The sequence below is a fragment of the Wolbachia endosymbiont (group A) of Opomyza germinationis genome (assembly GCF_964264765.1).
GTDB lineage: Bacteria > Pseudomonadota > Alphaproteobacteria > Rickettsiales > Anaplasmataceae > Wolbachia > Wolbachia pipientis.
In genome coordinates this window covers 1297520-1312861 of sequence record NZ_OZ183482.1, presented here as the reverse complement: position 1 = coordinate 1312861, position 15342 = coordinate 1297520, and the positions used below count along the sequence as shown (strand labels likewise).

The window sequence follows — 15342 nt, the reverse complement described above, 5'->3', positions numbered from 1 at the left end:
TATATACTGCAAAAAATTGAACATAAGACGCCGATACATTAAGTAATCCTTACCTTTTAATCTGCAGATTGGCGAAAGCAAATACAATAGCTTCAGTTTCATGATAAGGGAGCTGGCGAGGTTTGTCAAGGAAGTTTTTCTTTTCCGTGAATTCCCTTTGAGGTTGAATATTGAAAATTAACCGGAGAGTTGTGGATTACTTTGTATATGTCATAACAAGCCATGGCGCTCTCAGCAAAACCATTTAGTATTAATTTTAGTTTGCCTGAATAAATAGCTATATCTCCGATTGCATATATCCTATCTCTACTGGTTTTAAGTGTAGCTGGGTCGACAACTATGCGGCTATGTTCTAACTGTATACCCCAATTGTTTATTGGACCAAGATTCATTGACAATCCAAAAAATGGCAGCAAAAAATCAGCGGATATTTCTTTTTCTTCCTTAGAGGCAATGTTTTTTACTATCACTGCGCTCAACTGCCCATTACCTCCTGCTAGTTCGTGTAATTGATATGGCACTACCAGTTCTATTTTTCCATCAATTTCAAGTGATTCTAATTTATTTCTAGTTTCAGGAGTGCAGCGAAATTCCTTTCTCCTATGTATCACATAAATTTTCTTCGCAACTTTAGAAAGTTCTACAGTCCAATCAGCCGCAGAATCACCCCCACCTGCAATGACTATAGTTTTGTCCTGAAAATCAGAAATTTTATTTACACTGTAAAATACAGATTTATTTTCATATTCTAATATACCACTTAAGGGTGGACGGTTAGGTTCAAACATTCCGTTACCTGCAGCAACAATAACGGCTTTGCATTTTACCTCTGTACCTATGTTCGTTATGACAGTAAAGCTTTCACCTTCGTTATTTGAAATCTTTTCCACTTTTTGACTTAAATGGTAAACAGGCTTAAATGGCGAAGATTGCTCCATTAGTTGCTCAATTAATTTTTGGGCAGTGATTACAGGATAACCAGGTATATCATATATTGGCTTTTCTGGGTAAAGAGCTGTGCATTGTCCTCCTGCTTGATCCAAAACATCTATTATATGACATCTCATATCAAGCATTCCCGCTTGAAAAGCAGTGAATATTCCAACAGGTCCTGCACCTATTATTACTATATCGGTTTTCATATTCAGATGGTGATCTATTTATAGATATTAGCTTTCTTTGCTAACAAGGTCAATTTACAAAGGGATGTATTTTTAAAAGATGTGGCTAGATTAGACAAGATTTCCAGCGTTATGAACCACATAGTCCAAATAAGCTCTAAAAATCAGCTAGCATAGCGAGATGCTGTGCGGACGGAATGGGATTCGAACCCATGGTACGCTCATCACGTACGTCAGTTTTCAAGACTGGTGCCTTAAACCGCTCGGCCATCCGTCCATTTCTTTTCTATCACAACATTTGATTTTAAGCAATCTATAAAAGCTTTACTTGCCCACGCAAAAGTTGCTAAACACACTACTCAATATTTCCTCAACATCAATAATTCCAATCACCGCACCAAGTTCAAATGCAGCAAGCCTCAAATCTTCAGATATCAACTCAATTGGATTATCGATATTAAAACGTTGTAAATGTTCCAGTGCTTTCTTCATGTGATTCCTATGTCTTTGCCGAGTGATTACAGGAGTGTCTCTATCATGCCCAAATTTTTCCTCTGCCTTCTCTTTTATGAGAGAGATCAATTTGTTTGTACCTATTTCCTTTAGAATAGAAATGGGTAAAAGATCTATGCCATTAATTTTTATATTGTGATTATTGATAACATCGTCAGCTTTGCTCAATACATAAATGGTGTCATTTTGGTCTGATGTCATGCAAGTAGCTGACACTGGAATCCAGCTATGAACATTGTTTTCAGCACATGTTTCTAGAATCCATTGTCTATTGCATAATTTGCAAGTATTTTTATATCTGGATCCCAGTGTCAAGCACTGGGATGACACCGTTTGTTGATTACAATATTTGCATAGTTGTGTGTCAACGACAGATGGTATATTGCCTGTGGCTTGATAATTGACATCGTGTCGTTGTTCAAAAGGAAATAGCTCTATTCTTAAATCAGCTTCAAAAGACCTCTTTTTCGCTCGACTTATACCTTCTAATTCTATTGGATCTGAACTTTCACGAATTCCAGCAGTATCAGAGAGAATGATTGGGTATCCGCCAATGTCAATATGAGCTTCAAGTATATCTCTTGTTGTGCCTGCATATTCAGAAACAATAGCAATATCACGCTTGGCTAAGAAATTAAACAGAGTTGATTTACCGACATTTGGTTCACCAGTTATTACAATATGTAAACCCTCACGCAACCTTTCGCCCCGTCTATTATCATTTAAATGCTCTTGTATCAACTGCACGAGAGATTGCACTTCATTATTAATTTTTTCCAATTCACTTTTTTCTGCCCAAATGTCCTCTGGAAAGTCTATATATGCTTCGATTTTGGATTGTATCGTTATTAATCTTTGCCTCCAATTGCTGTATAGTCTCTCCAATTCTCCTGATATCTGCTTAATCGCTTGTTTAGCTTGCATTTTCGTCTCAGCATCAATTAAGTCTGCAATCCCTTCTATTTGCGTTAAGTCAAATTTACCATTTAGAAAAGCCCTAAGTGAGAATTCTCCAGGCTTGGCCATAACGAAAACTTTTGATAATTCCTCCAAGATGATTTTTATAACTGCCTTGCTTCCATGCACTTGTAACTCTATAACGTCCTCGCCAGTGAAACTGTTTGGAGCAGGGAAATAGATGATTATTCCATTATCTATCAATTGACTGGAATCATCATATAGATCAACTAAAGTAGCAAATCTTGGTTTAATTTCTTTCTTAATATGAAAATGATTTAAAGCTTTAAGCGCGTAGTTGCCTGAAATTCTGATTACTGCAACTCCTGACTTACCAAATACGGTCGATAAAGCGAAAATAGTTTCATTTGTGTTTGTCATTATTTATATAAACTACTTAGCAATATTACACTTAAGAAACCAAAATACCTAAAAAGTCACCCAGGTGAAAATATTTATTTTGAAAACTGATAATATGATTTATAATGACTGACACAAGTTTTAAATATTTTATGCTCAAGAAATTAGCTTGGTACTGGTCTTTTGTAGAGTTAATTAAAGGGTTTGTTATTACATTAAAATATATGTTTAAGCCAAAGGTTACTTTGAGGTATCCTATGGAGAAGGGCCCTTTAAGTCCAAGGTTTCGTGGTGAGCATGCGTTGCGTAGGTATCCAAACGGTGAAGAACGATGCATAGCTTGTAAATTATGTGAAGTTATCTGCCCTGCTCAAGCAATAGTTATTGAAGCAGAGGAAAGAGAAGACGGTAGTCGCCGCACCACGCGCTATGATATTGATATGACAAAATGCATATACTGCGGACTTTGCCAAGAGGCATGTCCAGTTGATGCAATTGTTGAAGGTCCTAACTTTGAATTTGCTACTGAAACAAGAGAGGAGCTAATGTACAATAAAGAAAAGTTATTGCGTAATGGTGAAGTTTGGGAAGACGCAATTGCACTCAGGTTAAAAAAGAATAGGCCTTATTATTAATGTTCAGAGCTTATAACCCTGTTATCCATTATGATTTAGGGGCAGTGCCCACTAGGGGTGGTGTCATCCCAGTAGCTGATACACAACTGTACGAACATTTGTTTGCGAGGGCAGTATGTTAAATGTTATAGCCTGTTTTGCCTCAAACACAAAGGTGTCATCCCAGTGCTTGACACTGGGATCCAGTAAAATTGATTGTGAACAAGCACACTATGCAACATTTTCAATGAAATTACAAAAAAGCTGGATTCCAGTGTCAAGCACTGGGATGACACCATTTGCTGTGCAATTTACCTTCGAAAATGAATGTTCGTATGGCTATGTGCGTGACACTGGGATGACACCGTTGGAAGAAGCAAACCGCCTTCAAGCTACATGTCCGTATAGGTTTATTTATGGTTAGGGTTACTTTTTCAACCGAACAAAAAGTAAAAGAATACAGTGGTAAAGTCACTGGCTTTGATATATTACAACCGGATGCTTTGAAAGAAGTAGTTGCATTGAAAGTAAATGGTGAGCTATATGACCTCTCACGTGAAATTGAAGCTGATGCAGAGATAGAGGTGATACAACTGAGTGACGAAGTGGGTTTAGATATAATAAGGCATGATGCTGCTCATATAATGGCGCAGGCAGTGAAAGAGCTATTTCCTAATACTCAGATTACTATCGGCCCAACAATTCAGGACGGTTTTTACTATGATTTTGCTACAGATCGTACCTTCACTACGGACGATCTTACCGCAATAGAAAAGAAAATGAAAGAGATTGTAAAAAGTAACCACAGATTTGTTCGAGAAGTTTGGACTCGCAAGCAGTCAGTTGATTTCTTTAGTGGTATAGGCGAAAAATATAAGGTTGATATTATCTCATCCATACCAGAGGGTGAAAACCTAACTGTTTATAGGCAAGGTGATTTTGTTGACCTATGCCGTGGTCCGCACTCACCATCAACCGGTAGAGTTAAAGCGTTTAAACTTATGAAAGTAGCGGGTGCATACTGGCGTGGTGATTCTAAGGGCCCAATGTTGCAGCGAATATATGGCACAGCATGGGGAAATAAGGATGAATTAAACGCTTACCTTGAGTGCCTCAAAGAAGCAGAAAAACGTGATCACCGCAAAATTGCTAAGGATATGGATTTATTTCACATTCAAGAGGAAGCTGTTGGGCAGGTTTTTTGGCATGAACAAGGATATATTCTATATAATGTTCTTGAGTCTTACATCAGAAAGAAGCTAATAAATAATGGCTATTTTGAGGTAAAAACTCCTATTTTAGTAAGTAAAGAGCTGTGGGAAAGATCTGGACATTGGGATAAGTTTCGTGAAAATATGTTTATTGTTGACGAATCTGAGAATAAAAAGTTAGCAATAAAACCCATGAATTGTCCTTGTCATGTGCAGATTTTTAATTCTCACACCAGGAGCTACCGTGATTTACCAATACGTATGGCAGAGTTTGGCACATGCCATAGAAATGAAAGCTCAGGCTCATTGCACGGACTGATGCGAGTGCGTGGTTTTACGCAAGACGATGCACACATTTTTTGTATGGAAGAACAAGTGAATTCTGAGACTATAAAGTTTTGTGACCTTTTAAAAGAAGTATATTCAGAGCTTGGATTTAATGAAATTTCTGTGAAATTTTCAGACCGTCCAGATATTAGAGCAGGTAATGATGAAGTGTGGGATAGAGCTGAAAAAGCGCTGCTTGAAGCCGTTAAAGAAGCGGGCTTGAGTTATAAACTTAACCCTGGTGAAGGTGCATTTTATGGTCCAAAGTTAGAGTTCGTTTTGAAAGACGCAATAGGCAGAAATTGGCAATGTGGAACATTACAAGTTGATTTCATTTTACCAGAACGTCTGGGAGCTTTTTATATAGGGGCAGATGGGCACAAGCATCACCCTGTCATGTTACATAGGGCAATTCTTGGGACTTTTGAGCGTTTTATCGGAATTTTGATAGAAAATTATGCAGGAAAATTTCCAGTTTGGCTTGCTCCAACGCAACTTGCTATTCTGACCATTACAAATGAAGCTGACGGTTACGCCACAGAAATTAGCAATATTTTAAAAGAACAAGGTGTGAGAGTCAAGACTGATTTGACCAATGAAAAAATTAGTTATAAGATACGTTTGCATAGTTCAAACAAGGTTCCTATATTGTGGATTGTAGGCAAAAATGAAGTTACAAGTAAAACTGTGTCAGTAAGAAATTTAGGATCGGAAAGACAGGAGTCTTTTTCTTTGGAAAAGGCTAATGAATCGCTGTTAAAAAGTATTAATTTGAATTAAGGGAGTTAAAGTTTGCAAGTTAAAAAGAACAATAAAAACAGAATTAATGGATTTATCACAGCTAAGGAGGTACGCTTAGTTGATCATAGTGGTGAAATGGTCGGAATCGTGCCAATAGAACGAGCTTTGGAATTTGCACAGGGTGTTGGTTTAGACTTGGTGGAAATTGCACCTGATTCAACCCCTCCAGTATGTAAAATTCTGGATTATAGCAAGCAAAAGTATGATATAAAAAAGAAAGCAAGTGAAGCAAAAAAGAAACAAAAAACATTAACTATAAAAGAAATTAAACTGGGTCCCAATATTGGTGATCACGATTACGGAACAAAATTGCGTCAAGCAAGAGACTTACTTGCCCACGGACATAAAATTAAAGTCACAATGAGATTTAGAGGGAGAGAGCTTATAAACACTGAAGTTGGACTGGAAAAATTAGAACGGCTAATTCGAGACACTGAAGATATCGCAAAGGTAGAATTGGCACCTAAAAGAGAAGGGAATCAATATTTTTTAGCTCTGGTTGCTAAGTAGCAAAACGGCTTAAGAAGTATAAGTAAAGTTAAATTATCGCTCTCTCTTTGATAACATGGCGAAAATGTCTTATTAATCCTTGAATCGGCCAAGCTGCAGCATCGCCAAGTGCGCAAATTGTATGTCCTTCTATTTGAGTTGTAAGGTCAAGCAGCTTATCTATTTCATCAGGCTTAATATCTCCTGCCACCATCCTCTTCATAATCCTCCACATCCATCCAGTACCTTCACGGCATGGTGTGCATTGTCCACAGGACTCATGCATATAAAAGTGTGATAACCTCTCTATTGCAGCTATTATATCAGTTGATTTATTCATCACTATTACAGCAGCAGTACCAAGCCCTGATTGTGCAGTTCTTAATGAATCAAAATCCATTTCAATAGTATCACATATAGATTTTGGAATTAATGGCACTGAAGACCCACCAGGTATTACAGCAAGTAAATTATCCCAACCTCCTCGCACTCCACCTGCGTATTTTTCAATTAATTCACGTAATGGAATTCCGAGCTCTTCTTCAACATTACACGGGTTGTTTACGTGCCCTGAAATACAAAAGACCTTGGTACCAGTATTATTTGGTTTACCAAGAGATGCAAACCATTCTCCTCCGCGATTCAGAATATCTGGAACCATGGCTATAGTTTCAACGTTGTTTATTGTGGTTGGGCAGCCAAAAAGTCCAACACCTGCGGGAAATGGAGGCTTCATGCGAGGAAAGCCCTTTTTTCCTTCAATTGATTCGAGTTGAGCTGTTTCTTCCCCACATATGTAAGCTCCTGCGCCCCTATGGATAAACACATCAAGATCATAACCTGATTTGCAGGCATTTTTTCCAATTAAACCTTCTTTATAGGCTTCCTCAAGTGCTTTTTTTAGAACTAAATATTCATTATAAAATTCACCCCTGATATAAATATATGCAACTGATGCGCTGATCGCTTTGCCGGCCAGGAGAATTCCCTCAAGTAACTTATGTGGCTCATATCGCAATATATCTCTATCTTTACATGTACCAGGTTCTGACTCATCTGCATTGACTACTAAATATGCTTTTGGGAGATTTTTGGGCATAAAGCTCCACTTAAGGCCGGTGGAAAATCCTGCACCCCCTCGACCTCTCAAACCAGATTTCTTTACTTCATCAATGATCTTTTCTGATCCTAAATCCAGTAATTCCTTTGTTTTTTGCCAGCTACCACGTTTTTTTGCACCCTCAAGTAGTGGAGTTCCTTTACCATTTAGGTTGGTGAATATTTTGTCTTGTTCTTTTAGCATGTTTTTCAAAATTTGTGAGTGATCCCGACGCGATTCGAACGCGTGACCCACTGATTAAAAGTCAGTTGCTCTACCGGCTGAGCTACGGGATCATTTCATTTTTCAGCTATACTAAACATCAATACAGTTTTTATCCGTTTTAATCAAACTAAAATTTTCATGTGTGGTTAAATAAATTATATAATATACTGCGTTAGTGATAATTTAGTTAAAAAATCTATGAATAATTTAAAAAAATTTCCAAAGGAAAACTTCTTGTTAATTTTCAGTTCACAGATTTATTTGGATGGTGTGACGTATAACGCTAAGGAGACAAAAAAATAGAGAAGTGTGTACACCCTGCAGAATTTGTACACTATTTAGCAATAGCCTAATAGATAAATATTTCTTGCATTTCAGCCTGAGTGATTTATGCTTTAAGCAAGAATTACCTGGGGGTATAGCTCAGCTGGTAGAGCATCTGTTTTGCACGCAGAAGGTCAGCGGTTCGATCCCGCTTGCCTCCACCAGTCTATACAGCTCTAGCCGCCACAAAACCTGTCAAAGCAGCTTATTTTAATCTATGAGGATTTTATACTATTTCCCTGAAAATCTCTATTTCTTTTCGTAACTTTTCTCTACACAAGTAATGTTGGTTATTACAATTGTAATATATACTAACTTAACAATAAATTAATCAATAAATGTTAGAATACTAACAATTAATTTATTGGTAACGCCTATGAGTGGAAAAAAGCATGTTTTTAAGATGATACCTGGAAAAGAGGTGTTTAGAAAAACCCCGACTACAAGGATAAAGTGGCCTGAAGGTAATGATCCTACAATGCCTATTAAAAAAGTTGAGCTTGTATCGCTGGATGATAAAAACGATGTAGTACTAGGCTTATTGCCTATAAAACTTTGCAGCAGTTCTTGCCTAGACAGTTACATATGTCTGGAGGAAGAAAATGAAGGAAATCTGGTAGCCAAAGATTATAAAAGTGATTCTAACTTAGATTATGTAAAAAGTAACCATACATTTGTATATTACGGTAATGAGTTGGCTAAGTTATCATATACAAGAGAGCTTGTGCAGCCTTTCAAAACTATGTGTAGCAGTTCTATTAAATCAAAAAAATTGGAATACAAATATGTAACATGGGAAGATTCAGATACTGGCAACAATAAATATTATTTTTCAGACGAGGCAGGAAATATAATCGATTCACCTGACAATGAGGTATTACAAGACATTATGTTATACTACGGTGAGAGACATATAAGAGATGTGCTACTGTTGCTATCAAACGCGTTTACTAAAGTTTTTATTCAGGGCCTAACAGACGGCCAACTAAAAACTCTTGCCAATACTCTTAGTAACGAGCAACTGCAAAAAATAATTCCTGAACTGAGCTCAAGCCAGTTGCAGGCCTTAGCAGAGAACTTAACAGATGAACAACTCCAAGCTTTAGTGGATCATCTAACCAATCACCAGCTAAAAACCCTCGCTCAGGAACTAAATCCAGAAAAGTTACAAATAATTGTTCCTATTTTAAATGATACTCAGCTTGAAGCTCTAGTGAGAAAATTAAATTCAGAGCAAGTAAAAGAAATTTTACCTCACTTAAAAGTGGATCAGTTCAAAGCACTTATTAAAACTTTAAATGACGAGCAATTTACAGTGCTTGCAAAAGACTTGGCTGAGCACCACTTGACAATACTCTCCAAAGAATTAGAAGGTGATCAGTTGAAAGCTTTAGTAAATAGTCTGCAAGAAGAACAACTGAAAGACTTAGTTAATAAGCTTGATCCTGAGAAACTCGAAGCAATTGCTCAGGATTTAACTGATTCTAATAAGATTCAGATTATCATTAAGTCTTTAGTTGACAACCCAGACAAACTTCAAGCTTTTGCTCGCAATATGTCTAATGAGCAGTTTAAAGAACTTTTGGATAACGTAGGCGCAGAAGAGCTTAAAGACATCATTCACAAACTGCCTTATGAGAAAGTGACAGCTGTGATCGGTGATCTCAGCAATCAAGATCAGTCTAAAGCTATTATTGATGCATTAAAAGGGAAACTTGACGAGCAGAGTAAACAGAACAAGGAAATGATTGAGATGCTCAAGCAAATCAAGGACGATATGCCAGGCATTGCAGAAGCTCCAGATTTTACAATAGTAGAAAACAATAACGATTCAATGCTACTTGTATGGTAGCAATTTATGAAAATCAATTTTTTTATAGGAGGTAACTTATTATGAGTAAAAACAATGTAGAATTATATTTTGGTGACGAGCCTTCAGACCAAAGTAAATTACTAAAACTTGAGAGCCCGGTTTTTACAAAACCAGATTTTGTAAAACCAAGTATAGATTCAGTAAAAATTCAGAATAAAGAAAAAGGTGCTAAGGAGTTAGATTTTGATATAAATCAGCCACTGGAAAAAATACCTATAGCGGAAATGAAGCAAACAGCCGCAGCTATAACATACCTTAAAAAGGTTTATGATGGCTTGATAGACAGTATTAATGAGTATAACACAAGTTTAAGCAGTAACATTACAACTGGCATAGTGGAGCCACTGTCAACAACTATATCAAATATAGGGAACAATACAACTGAAATAAAAAGTCAACTTCAAACTCTTCGAGATGAGCTTCAGGAATTTCGTGATGATCAGCCAGGCATTGCAGAAGCTTCCATATTCCCTCATGCTACTGGCGAAGAGAACGGGTTGCTTTAATAAAAAAGGTAATAGCTTGCTAGCTGTTACTCTTTCCACATACCACTTCAATGTAGCTGAATTGATTTTAAAATTATAATTTTTTATAGGAGTTAGCATGAATAATAGTAAACAAGAAAGCAAAAACGAACTTAAAGTAATAAGCAAAATAGAAGTTAACACCAAACCTAAAGGTTATGATGAAACAGTTGCGCGAAATCCAGCGCAGCTTGGTTATGTCCACAAAGCTTTAGATAAATTAATCGCAGAGCTGAACACGAAATTCGTTCCTGAATTGGATGATGTATTGCATAACAATAGCAACTCTATCAGTCAATTAAATGACATGCTAACAGAAGAAAGGAGTAAGCTTGACGAGCTAATTACAAAGGTTGGTAATGAAAATAGTGGTTTAGTACAGAGCCTGAATAACTTACAGACAAAAGTAGAGGAATTAGAAAACAATACCATTAATGAACCAGATTGGGGTTAAACTGGAAAGAGTAATAGTCTCTAGGCTGTGACTCTCTCTACATACCGTTTCAATACAGCCAGGTTAAGGAATCTATTTTAAAACTTTCGGCATATAGTTCTCATCATGTTTTGCAAACACTGTATCTGCAAGAAAAGTACTATTATCAAACATTTTACCTTGCACAACAACACCACTTTTTTCTGAAAACATTGGTGGAAGTATTCCCTGATATTTCACCATAACGCTCTTATTAAAATCTGTCATTTGAAAAATCACTTCACTTTCGTTGCGTATCACGCTATTTTCAACAACCATTCCACCAACACGGATTAGTTTTTGACCATTTGGTAAAACTATTGCCTCACTTACTGTATAGAAAAATGAGATATTTTCTTTGAGCGTTGTTAAAATAAAAAAAACTGCACAACTTAAAAAGCAGAAAATTCCTGAAGTTATAAGTAATCGCTTATGTTTCTTCTTCATGATTATCTTTCAGGCTTTCTAGAATTTTTTTACTTTTAGTATAACAAGAAATGGTAAAAATTAGCTCTCCAGCAATCAGCGTGAAACTAATAAGGTAAGCAAAAATTACATATGTATTCATAATGCATTATCAATAAATAACTCACCTGCATCAAAATAAATTAAGCTTCCATCCTTTTGCTGCAACACCAATTTACCACTTTTATCTATATCAGCAAAAATTCCTTCATACAATTTGTCAGCTAACTTTGCACTGATTTGCTCATTCATTTTGAATGCTTTTTTTAACCACATTTCTCTTATAGCATAAAACCCATCAAGTAGCCATTGCTTTCTTAGCTTATTAAAATTTATTATTAATTTCTTTAACAGATCTATGTTAGACACAGACTCACCGTAATTGCTAATGCACGTTGTTCCTGGAAGTGGTGCATGACTGACATTAATTCCAATTCCTATAATGAGCCAATTCGAATTGGATCTTTTTTCAAGCAATATTCCACTTATTTTCTTGCCATCGATTAGAATGTCATTTGGCCATTTATACTGGAGATTTAGACCATTTATAAATGACAGTATAGCATTTCCAACAGCAAGAGCAGTAACAAAAGTCAATTCTGTTAATTTGCTAACTTGATTCATTAAACCTCTTTCTATCATCCCAGTATTTTCCCCAGTGCTTGACACATAACTATGCGAACATTGCAATTTGCAGGTGGTATGTGGTGTCATTCCAGTGCGTGACACTGGAATCCAGTTCTTATTACACAGTTGCCTGATGTGCCCATTTGTAATTAAGTTTTCTGGATCCCAGTGCCAGGCTACTCGGATGACATCATCCTTGGTGGGAATACCACAACGTTTGTACAGTTGTGTGCTTGACCATTCTTCTTGATTTCTAGATTCCAGCGTCACGCGCTGGAATGACACCGAAAGCTGGCTTTCATTCAGATAATCGTTAAAGAGGTTTATTACCAAACTTGCATAAAAATTACCCTCTGGAGAAATCCAGTTTTTTCCGGTGCGCCCCCTGCCTTCTGTTTGTTTATCAGCAACAATAATAGTTTCATTTGATATTCCTTTATCAATTAAATCCAACGCTTCTTTATTAGTGCTTGAAACTTTTTTGTAATGATGAATATGAAAACCCTCAGGGGTCACCTTGTCAGCCCTTTAGTTCAATGAGTGAGTAAAACGTACAAGAAAAGAACGAGGTTGATCAGCGAAGCCACCGAAGTGATAATGAATAGGCCCTTAGAATAAGCAACCTTATTACCACTAGCTTTATCGAAATACATAGCTTTTATAATATTTAGATAATAGTAACACGATACAACACTCGCCACCACAAGGGTCAAAGACAGGCTGATAAAGCCAGAATTTATTAAACTTTTGAATATAAAAAATTTAGCGATAAAACCTGCAAGTGGAGGTATTCCCGACATCGAGAGTAACAGTACAGAAAGATGAAATGCTACAATTGGGCGTTTCTTCCCTATACCAGATAAATTTGCAATATCACAATCTTCATCGTCAATTTGTACAAGATATGAGAATAGCCCTATGCTTGTGATGATATATATCACCAGATACATTAAGGCACTATCTGTTCCTGCTTGTGTAAAAATAGAAAGTGAAGCAAATATAAAACCAATGTGACCAATTGAACTGTAAGCAAGCAGCCTTTTTAAGTTTTGCTGACGTAAGGCCCCAAAAGCTGAGATAAGAACAGACAATGCTGAAACGTATAAGAAAATAGGCTGAACATAACTTTTTACATTTACTAACTCTTCATTCATCAATCGAATTAAAAATGTTACAAGTGCAGCTTTTGGGGCCGTAGAAAAAAACGCAGTTACTATGGTAGGTGCACCTTGATAGACATCTGGAGCCCACATATGAAAAGGAGCAATAGCAAGCTTGAAACACAAACCAATTAGGACAAAGACTAACCCAAAAACTATTCCATAAGTTATCTGATGGTTTTGCAAGAATGAACCGAGCTCAGAGAAATTGACTTGTCCTGTATATCCATAAAGCAGCGACATTCCATATAGCATAATGCAGGAAGATAATGCACTGAGTGTAAAATATTTCACTCCTGCTTCACATGAATAAATCGAATCTTTATTAAAGCTCGCAAGAACATACAAAGATATACTCATCAACTCAAAAGCTAAATAAAAAGAAATCAGACTATTTGCTGAAACCAAAGTTATCATGCCAAATAGCGCAAAAAGAATCAGCATTGAAAATTCATACTTATAGTCATATTTTGATAAATTCAGCATCAAAAGTATTAAAATTCCTGTGCTGAGAATTAACCCTTGGGCTGACCTGATGTATAAATTGAGTTTTAACAACGAATTAAAGAGAAAAATTTCATTGTTTTCTGCCGAAAGAATTAAAATAATCAAAGTTACCACTGTGCAGCCAAGTGCTAATAAGTTGATAGTTCTGCGGTTAAATATAATCCCAAGCAGCAGCAACACTAACGAGGAGATAATAGAGAACGTTTCCGGCAATATCTGTATATAATTCATAGCGCATTATATTTGACTAACAAATTTGCCATACATGGCTTCAAATAATTCAGTGCAAGGGTTGGGTAAAATCCAAGCAAAATAACAAACACTGCAAGCAGAATTAAGACAGAAAATTCTATGCTATCCAAACGGTTATTTAATAATTTAGAATAGCTAACCCCCCATATTATTTGCTTACATAAATTCAGCATATAAACTGCGCTTAAAATAGTGCCAAGTGCGATAAATCCTGTAAAAAACCCTATGCTCTTAAACATTCCAACCATAGCCAAAAACTCACCTGCGAACCCAGATGTTCCAGGTAGCCCTATTGAAGCCATTGAAAATAAAATGAACATAAAACCAAATTTTGGCATTGTGTTTACTATGCCAAAATATTTTGCAATCTCCAAAGTTCCAGTTCGAGTATATAGCATTCCAACACATAAAAATAAAGCAGCAGAAATAAGGCCATGACTAATCATTTGAAATATGCTACCCAGTACTCCTTCCTCACAAAATGAAAAGAGGCCAGCAGTAACGATCCCCATATGTGCTATTGAAGAATAAGCTATTAACTTCTTTATATCATCTTGAGCAAACGCAACTAGAGAAGCATATATCACCGCAATAATGCTCAGCACAACAACGAAATTTGAAAAATACAAACTTGCCTGAGGAAGCATTGGAATAGAAAACCTTAAAAATCCATATCCCCCCATTTTAATAAGCAAGCCAGCTAAAATCACAGATCCAGAAGTTGGTGATTGCACATGTGCATCAGGAAGCCAAGTGTGAAATGGAAACATCGGTACTTTTATTGCAAAAGAAATAAAAAATGCAATCCACAGCAATGACTGCACTTCAAGATCAAGGCTTGGCACTAATGTAGCTAATTTTTGTATATTAAACGTTCCAAAAATGTTATAGATGTAAACCAATCCAAGTAGAAATAATAATGAGCCAGTTAATGTATAAAGAAACAACTTAAACGTTGCATATACCCTGTGTTTTCCTCCCCAGATGCCAATAATAAAGAACATTGGTATTAAAACAGCTTCAAAAAACACATAAAAGCTTATAGCATTCAGTGAAACGAAAAAACCGACTACAAAACTCTCAAGCAGTAGAAACAATGCCATATAGGCTTTTAGGGTCGTATAACTCATTTTGCAGTTGTAGAGTATACAAATTACAAACAAGAAAGTTGTAAGCAGAAGGAAAAGCAACGATATACCATCTATCCCTATTCCAACATTTCTAATTGGGTAGCTGACAAACTGAAAGTCCGCATTGTTATAATCAAATTCTATACAAGCTACAATGCTAAGCAAAAATGGAAGTACAGCAAAAAATAGAGCAAGGAATCTTAAGTGTATAGATTGATGATTAATCCTGATTAAGGATAAAATCAACGCTCCTATCAGTGGAAGCAAGAATATACTAAGTAACAACACCTT

Annotated in this window: 16 protein-coding genes and 3 tRNA genes; 9 read left to right on the top strand and 10 right to left on the bottom strand. The window is 36.3% G+C overall.

Annotation, left to right across the window (positions count from 1 at the left end; genetic code table 11):
* Positions 1-125 precede the first annotated feature (125 nt).
* The 3 genes from ACFEL3_RS06585 to mnmE all read right to left on the bottom strand — a co-directional run bounded on the left by ACFEL3_RS06585 (position 126) and on the right by mnmE (position 2972).
* Positions 126-1142, bottom strand: a complete 1017-nt coding sequence (locus ACFEL3_RS06585) for an NAD(P)/FAD-dependent oxidoreductase (protein WP_038199260.1) — start codon at positions 1140-1142, stop codon at positions 126-128.
* Positions 1143-1310: 168 nt separating this feature from the next.
* Positions 1311-1398: transfer RNA gene (locus ACFEL3_RS06580), tRNA-Ser, on the bottom strand.
* A gap of 47 nt (positions 1399-1445) precedes the next feature.
* Positions 1446-2972, bottom strand: a complete 1527-nt coding sequence (mnmE, locus tag ACFEL3_RS06575) for a tRNA uridine-5-carboxymethylaminomethyl(34) synthesis GTPase MnmE (protein ID WP_010082336.1) — start codon at positions 2970-2972, stop codon at positions 1446-1448.
* Positions 2973-3103: 131 nt separating this feature from the next.
* Between mnmE and nuoI the strand changes: the two genes are divergently transcribed.
* From nuoI to infC, 5 genes are read left to right on the top strand one after another with little or no spacing between them, the layout of a single operon-like run.
* Entirely contained in the window at positions 3104-3586 is a 483-nt protein-coding gene (nuoI, locus tag ACFEL3_RS06570) for an NADH-quinone oxidoreductase subunit NuoI (RefSeq protein ID WP_038199316.1), read from the top strand.
* Entirely contained in the window at positions 3586-3708 is a 123-nt protein-coding gene (locus ACFEL3_RS06565) for a hypothetical protein (RefSeq protein ID WP_255322257.1), read from the top strand. Before nuoI ends, ACFEL3_RS06565 begins: the two co-directional genes overlap by 1 nt.
* Positions 3702-3989 carry a hypothetical protein gene (locus tag ACFEL3_RS06560; RefSeq protein ID WP_010962961.1) on the top strand — a complete coding sequence of 96 codons (288 nt, stop codon included), beginning with the start codon at positions 3702-3704 and terminating at the stop codon, positions 3987-3989. The genes ACFEL3_RS06565 and ACFEL3_RS06560 overlap by 7 nt, the downstream gene beginning before the upstream one ends.
* Positions 3982-5883 (top strand): threonine--tRNA ligase, encoded by a 1902-nt coding sequence (gene thrS / locus ACFEL3_RS06555; protein ID WP_010962960.1) that lies wholly within the window; start codon positions 3982-3984, stop codon positions 5881-5883. The genes ACFEL3_RS06560 and thrS overlap by 8 nt, the downstream gene beginning before the upstream one ends.
* Before the next feature lie 12 nt (positions 5884-5895).
* Positions 5896-6414: a translation initiation factor IF-3 gene (gene infC / locus ACFEL3_RS06550; protein WP_006279610.1), complete on the top strand. Its 519-nt coding sequence runs from the start codon at positions 5896-5898 to the stop codon at positions 6412-6414.
* 28 nt (positions 6415-6442) lie between these two features.
* On the opposite strand, the gene nuoF is transcribed toward infC, so the two are convergent.
* On the bottom strand, positions 6443-7696 hold the full coding sequence (gene nuoF, locus ACFEL3_RS06545; protein WP_010962959.1) for an NADH-quinone oxidoreductase subunit NuoF: 1254 nt from the start codon (positions 7694-7696) through the stop codon (positions 6443-6445).
* Positions 7697-7715: 19 nt separating this feature from the next.
* A tRNA-Lys gene (locus ACFEL3_RS06540) sits at positions 7716-7788 on the bottom strand.
* A 341-nt stretch (positions 7789-8129) separates the two neighbouring features.
* Here ACFEL3_RS06540 and ACFEL3_RS06535 point away from each other — a divergent pair.
* From ACFEL3_RS06535 to ACFEL3_RS06520, 4 genes are all read left to right on the top strand, one after another.
* Positions 8130-8205: transfer RNA gene (locus ACFEL3_RS06535), tRNA-Ala, on the top strand.
* Positions 8206-8417: 212 nt separating this feature from the next.
* A complete protein-coding gene (locus ACFEL3_RS06530; protein WP_038199255.1) occupies positions 8418-9893 on the top strand; it encodes a magnesium transporter MgtE N-terminal domain-containing protein in 1476 nt (491 codons plus the stop codon).
* A gap of 41 nt (positions 9894-9934) precedes the next feature.
* Positions 9935-10420 (top strand): hypothetical protein, encoded by a 486-nt coding sequence (locus tag ACFEL3_RS06525; protein WP_010082371.1) that lies wholly within the window; start codon positions 9935-9937, stop codon positions 10418-10420.
* A gap of 97 nt (positions 10421-10517) precedes the next feature.
* Complete coding sequence (locus ACFEL3_RS06520) at positions 10518-10892, top strand: hypothetical protein (protein ID WP_010082372.1); 375 nt, start codon at positions 10518-10520, stop codon at positions 10890-10892.
* A 72-nt stretch (positions 10893-10964) separates the two neighbouring features.
* On the opposite strand, the gene ccmE is transcribed toward ACFEL3_RS06520, so the two are convergent.
* Genes ccmE through ACFEL3_RS06495 form a run of 5 tightly spaced genes read right to left on the bottom strand, consistent with a single transcriptional unit; the run spans position 10965 to position 15339 of the window.
* On the bottom strand, positions 10965-11357 hold the full coding sequence (ccmE, locus tag ACFEL3_RS06515) for a cytochrome c maturation protein CcmE (protein WP_010082373.1): 393 nt from the start codon (positions 11355-11357) through the stop codon (positions 10965-10967).
* On the bottom strand, positions 11341-11478 hold the full coding sequence (locus tag ACFEL3_RS06510) for a hypothetical protein (protein ID WP_010962957.1): 138 nt from the start codon (positions 11476-11478) through the stop codon (positions 11341-11343). Before ACFEL3_RS06510 ends, ccmE begins: the two co-directional genes overlap by 17 nt.
* Entirely contained in the window at positions 11475-12518 is a 1044-nt protein-coding gene (locus tag ACFEL3_RS06505) for a biotin--[acetyl-CoA-carboxylase] ligase (RefSeq protein WP_375316758.1), read from the bottom strand. Before ACFEL3_RS06505 ends, ACFEL3_RS06510 begins: the two co-directional genes overlap by 4 nt.
* Before the next feature lie 17 nt (positions 12519-12535).
* Positions 12536-13900, bottom strand: a complete 1365-nt coding sequence (locus tag ACFEL3_RS06500; protein WP_095742783.1) for an NADH-quinone oxidoreductase subunit N — start codon at positions 13898-13900, stop codon at positions 12536-12538.
* Positions 13897-15339 carry a NuoM family protein gene (locus tag ACFEL3_RS06495; protein ID WP_010962955.1) on the bottom strand — a complete coding sequence of 481 codons (1443 nt, stop codon included), beginning with the start codon at positions 15337-15339 and terminating at the stop codon, positions 13897-13899. The genes ACFEL3_RS06500 and ACFEL3_RS06495 overlap by 4 nt, the downstream gene beginning before the upstream one ends.
* Positions 15340-15342: the final 3 nt, after the last annotated feature.

Excerpts from the sequence above, each read along its gene's own strand:
- ACFEL3_RS06585 (WP_038199260.1), bottom strand. The coding sequence starts at position 1,142 with ATGAAAACCGATATAGTAATAATAGGTGCAGGACCTGTTGGAATATTC.
- mnmE (WP_010082336.1), bottom strand. The coding sequence starts at position 2,972 with ATGACAAACACAAATGAAACTATTTTCGCTTTATCGACCGTATTTGGT.
- nuoI (WP_038199316.1), top strand. The coding sequence starts at position 3,104 with ATGCTCAAGAAATTAGCTTGGTACTGGTCTTTTGTAGAGTTAATTAAA.
- ACFEL3_RS06565 (WP_255322257.1), top strand. The coding sequence starts at position 3,586 with ATGTTCAGAGCTTATAACCCTGTTATCCATTATGATTTAGGGGCAGTG.
- ACFEL3_RS06560 (WP_010962961.1), top strand. The coding sequence starts at position 3,702 with ATGTTAAATGTTATAGCCTGTTTTGCCTCAAACACAAAGGTGTCATCC.
- thrS (WP_010962960.1), top strand. The coding sequence starts at position 3,982 with ATGGTTAGGGTTACTTTTTCAACCGAACAAAAAGTAAAAGAATACAGT.
- nuoF (WP_010962959.1), bottom strand. The coding sequence starts at position 7,696 with ATGCTAAAAGAACAAGACAAAATATTCACCAACCTAAATGGTAAAGGA.
- ACFEL3_RS06530 (WP_038199255.1), top strand. The coding sequence starts at position 8,418 with ATGAGTGGAAAAAAGCATGTTTTTAAGATGATACCTGGAAAAGAGGTG.
- ACFEL3_RS06525 (WP_010082371.1), top strand. The coding sequence starts at position 9,935 with ATGAGTAAAAACAATGTAGAATTATATTTTGGTGACGAGCCTTCAGAC.
- ACFEL3_RS06520 (WP_010082372.1), top strand. The coding sequence starts at position 10,518 with ATGAATAATAGTAAACAAGAAAGCAAAAACGAACTTAAAGTAATAAGC.
- ccmE (WP_010082373.1), bottom strand. The coding sequence starts at position 11,357 with ATGAAGAAGAAACATAAGCGATTACTTATAACTTCAGGAATTTTCTGC.
- ACFEL3_RS06510 (WP_010962957.1), bottom strand. The coding sequence starts at position 11,478 with ATGAATACATATGTAATTTTTGCTTACCTTATTAGTTTCACGCTGATT.
- ACFEL3_RS06500 (WP_095742783.1), bottom strand. The coding sequence starts at position 13,900 with ATGAATTATATACAGATATTGCCGGAAACGTTCTCTATTATCTCCTCG.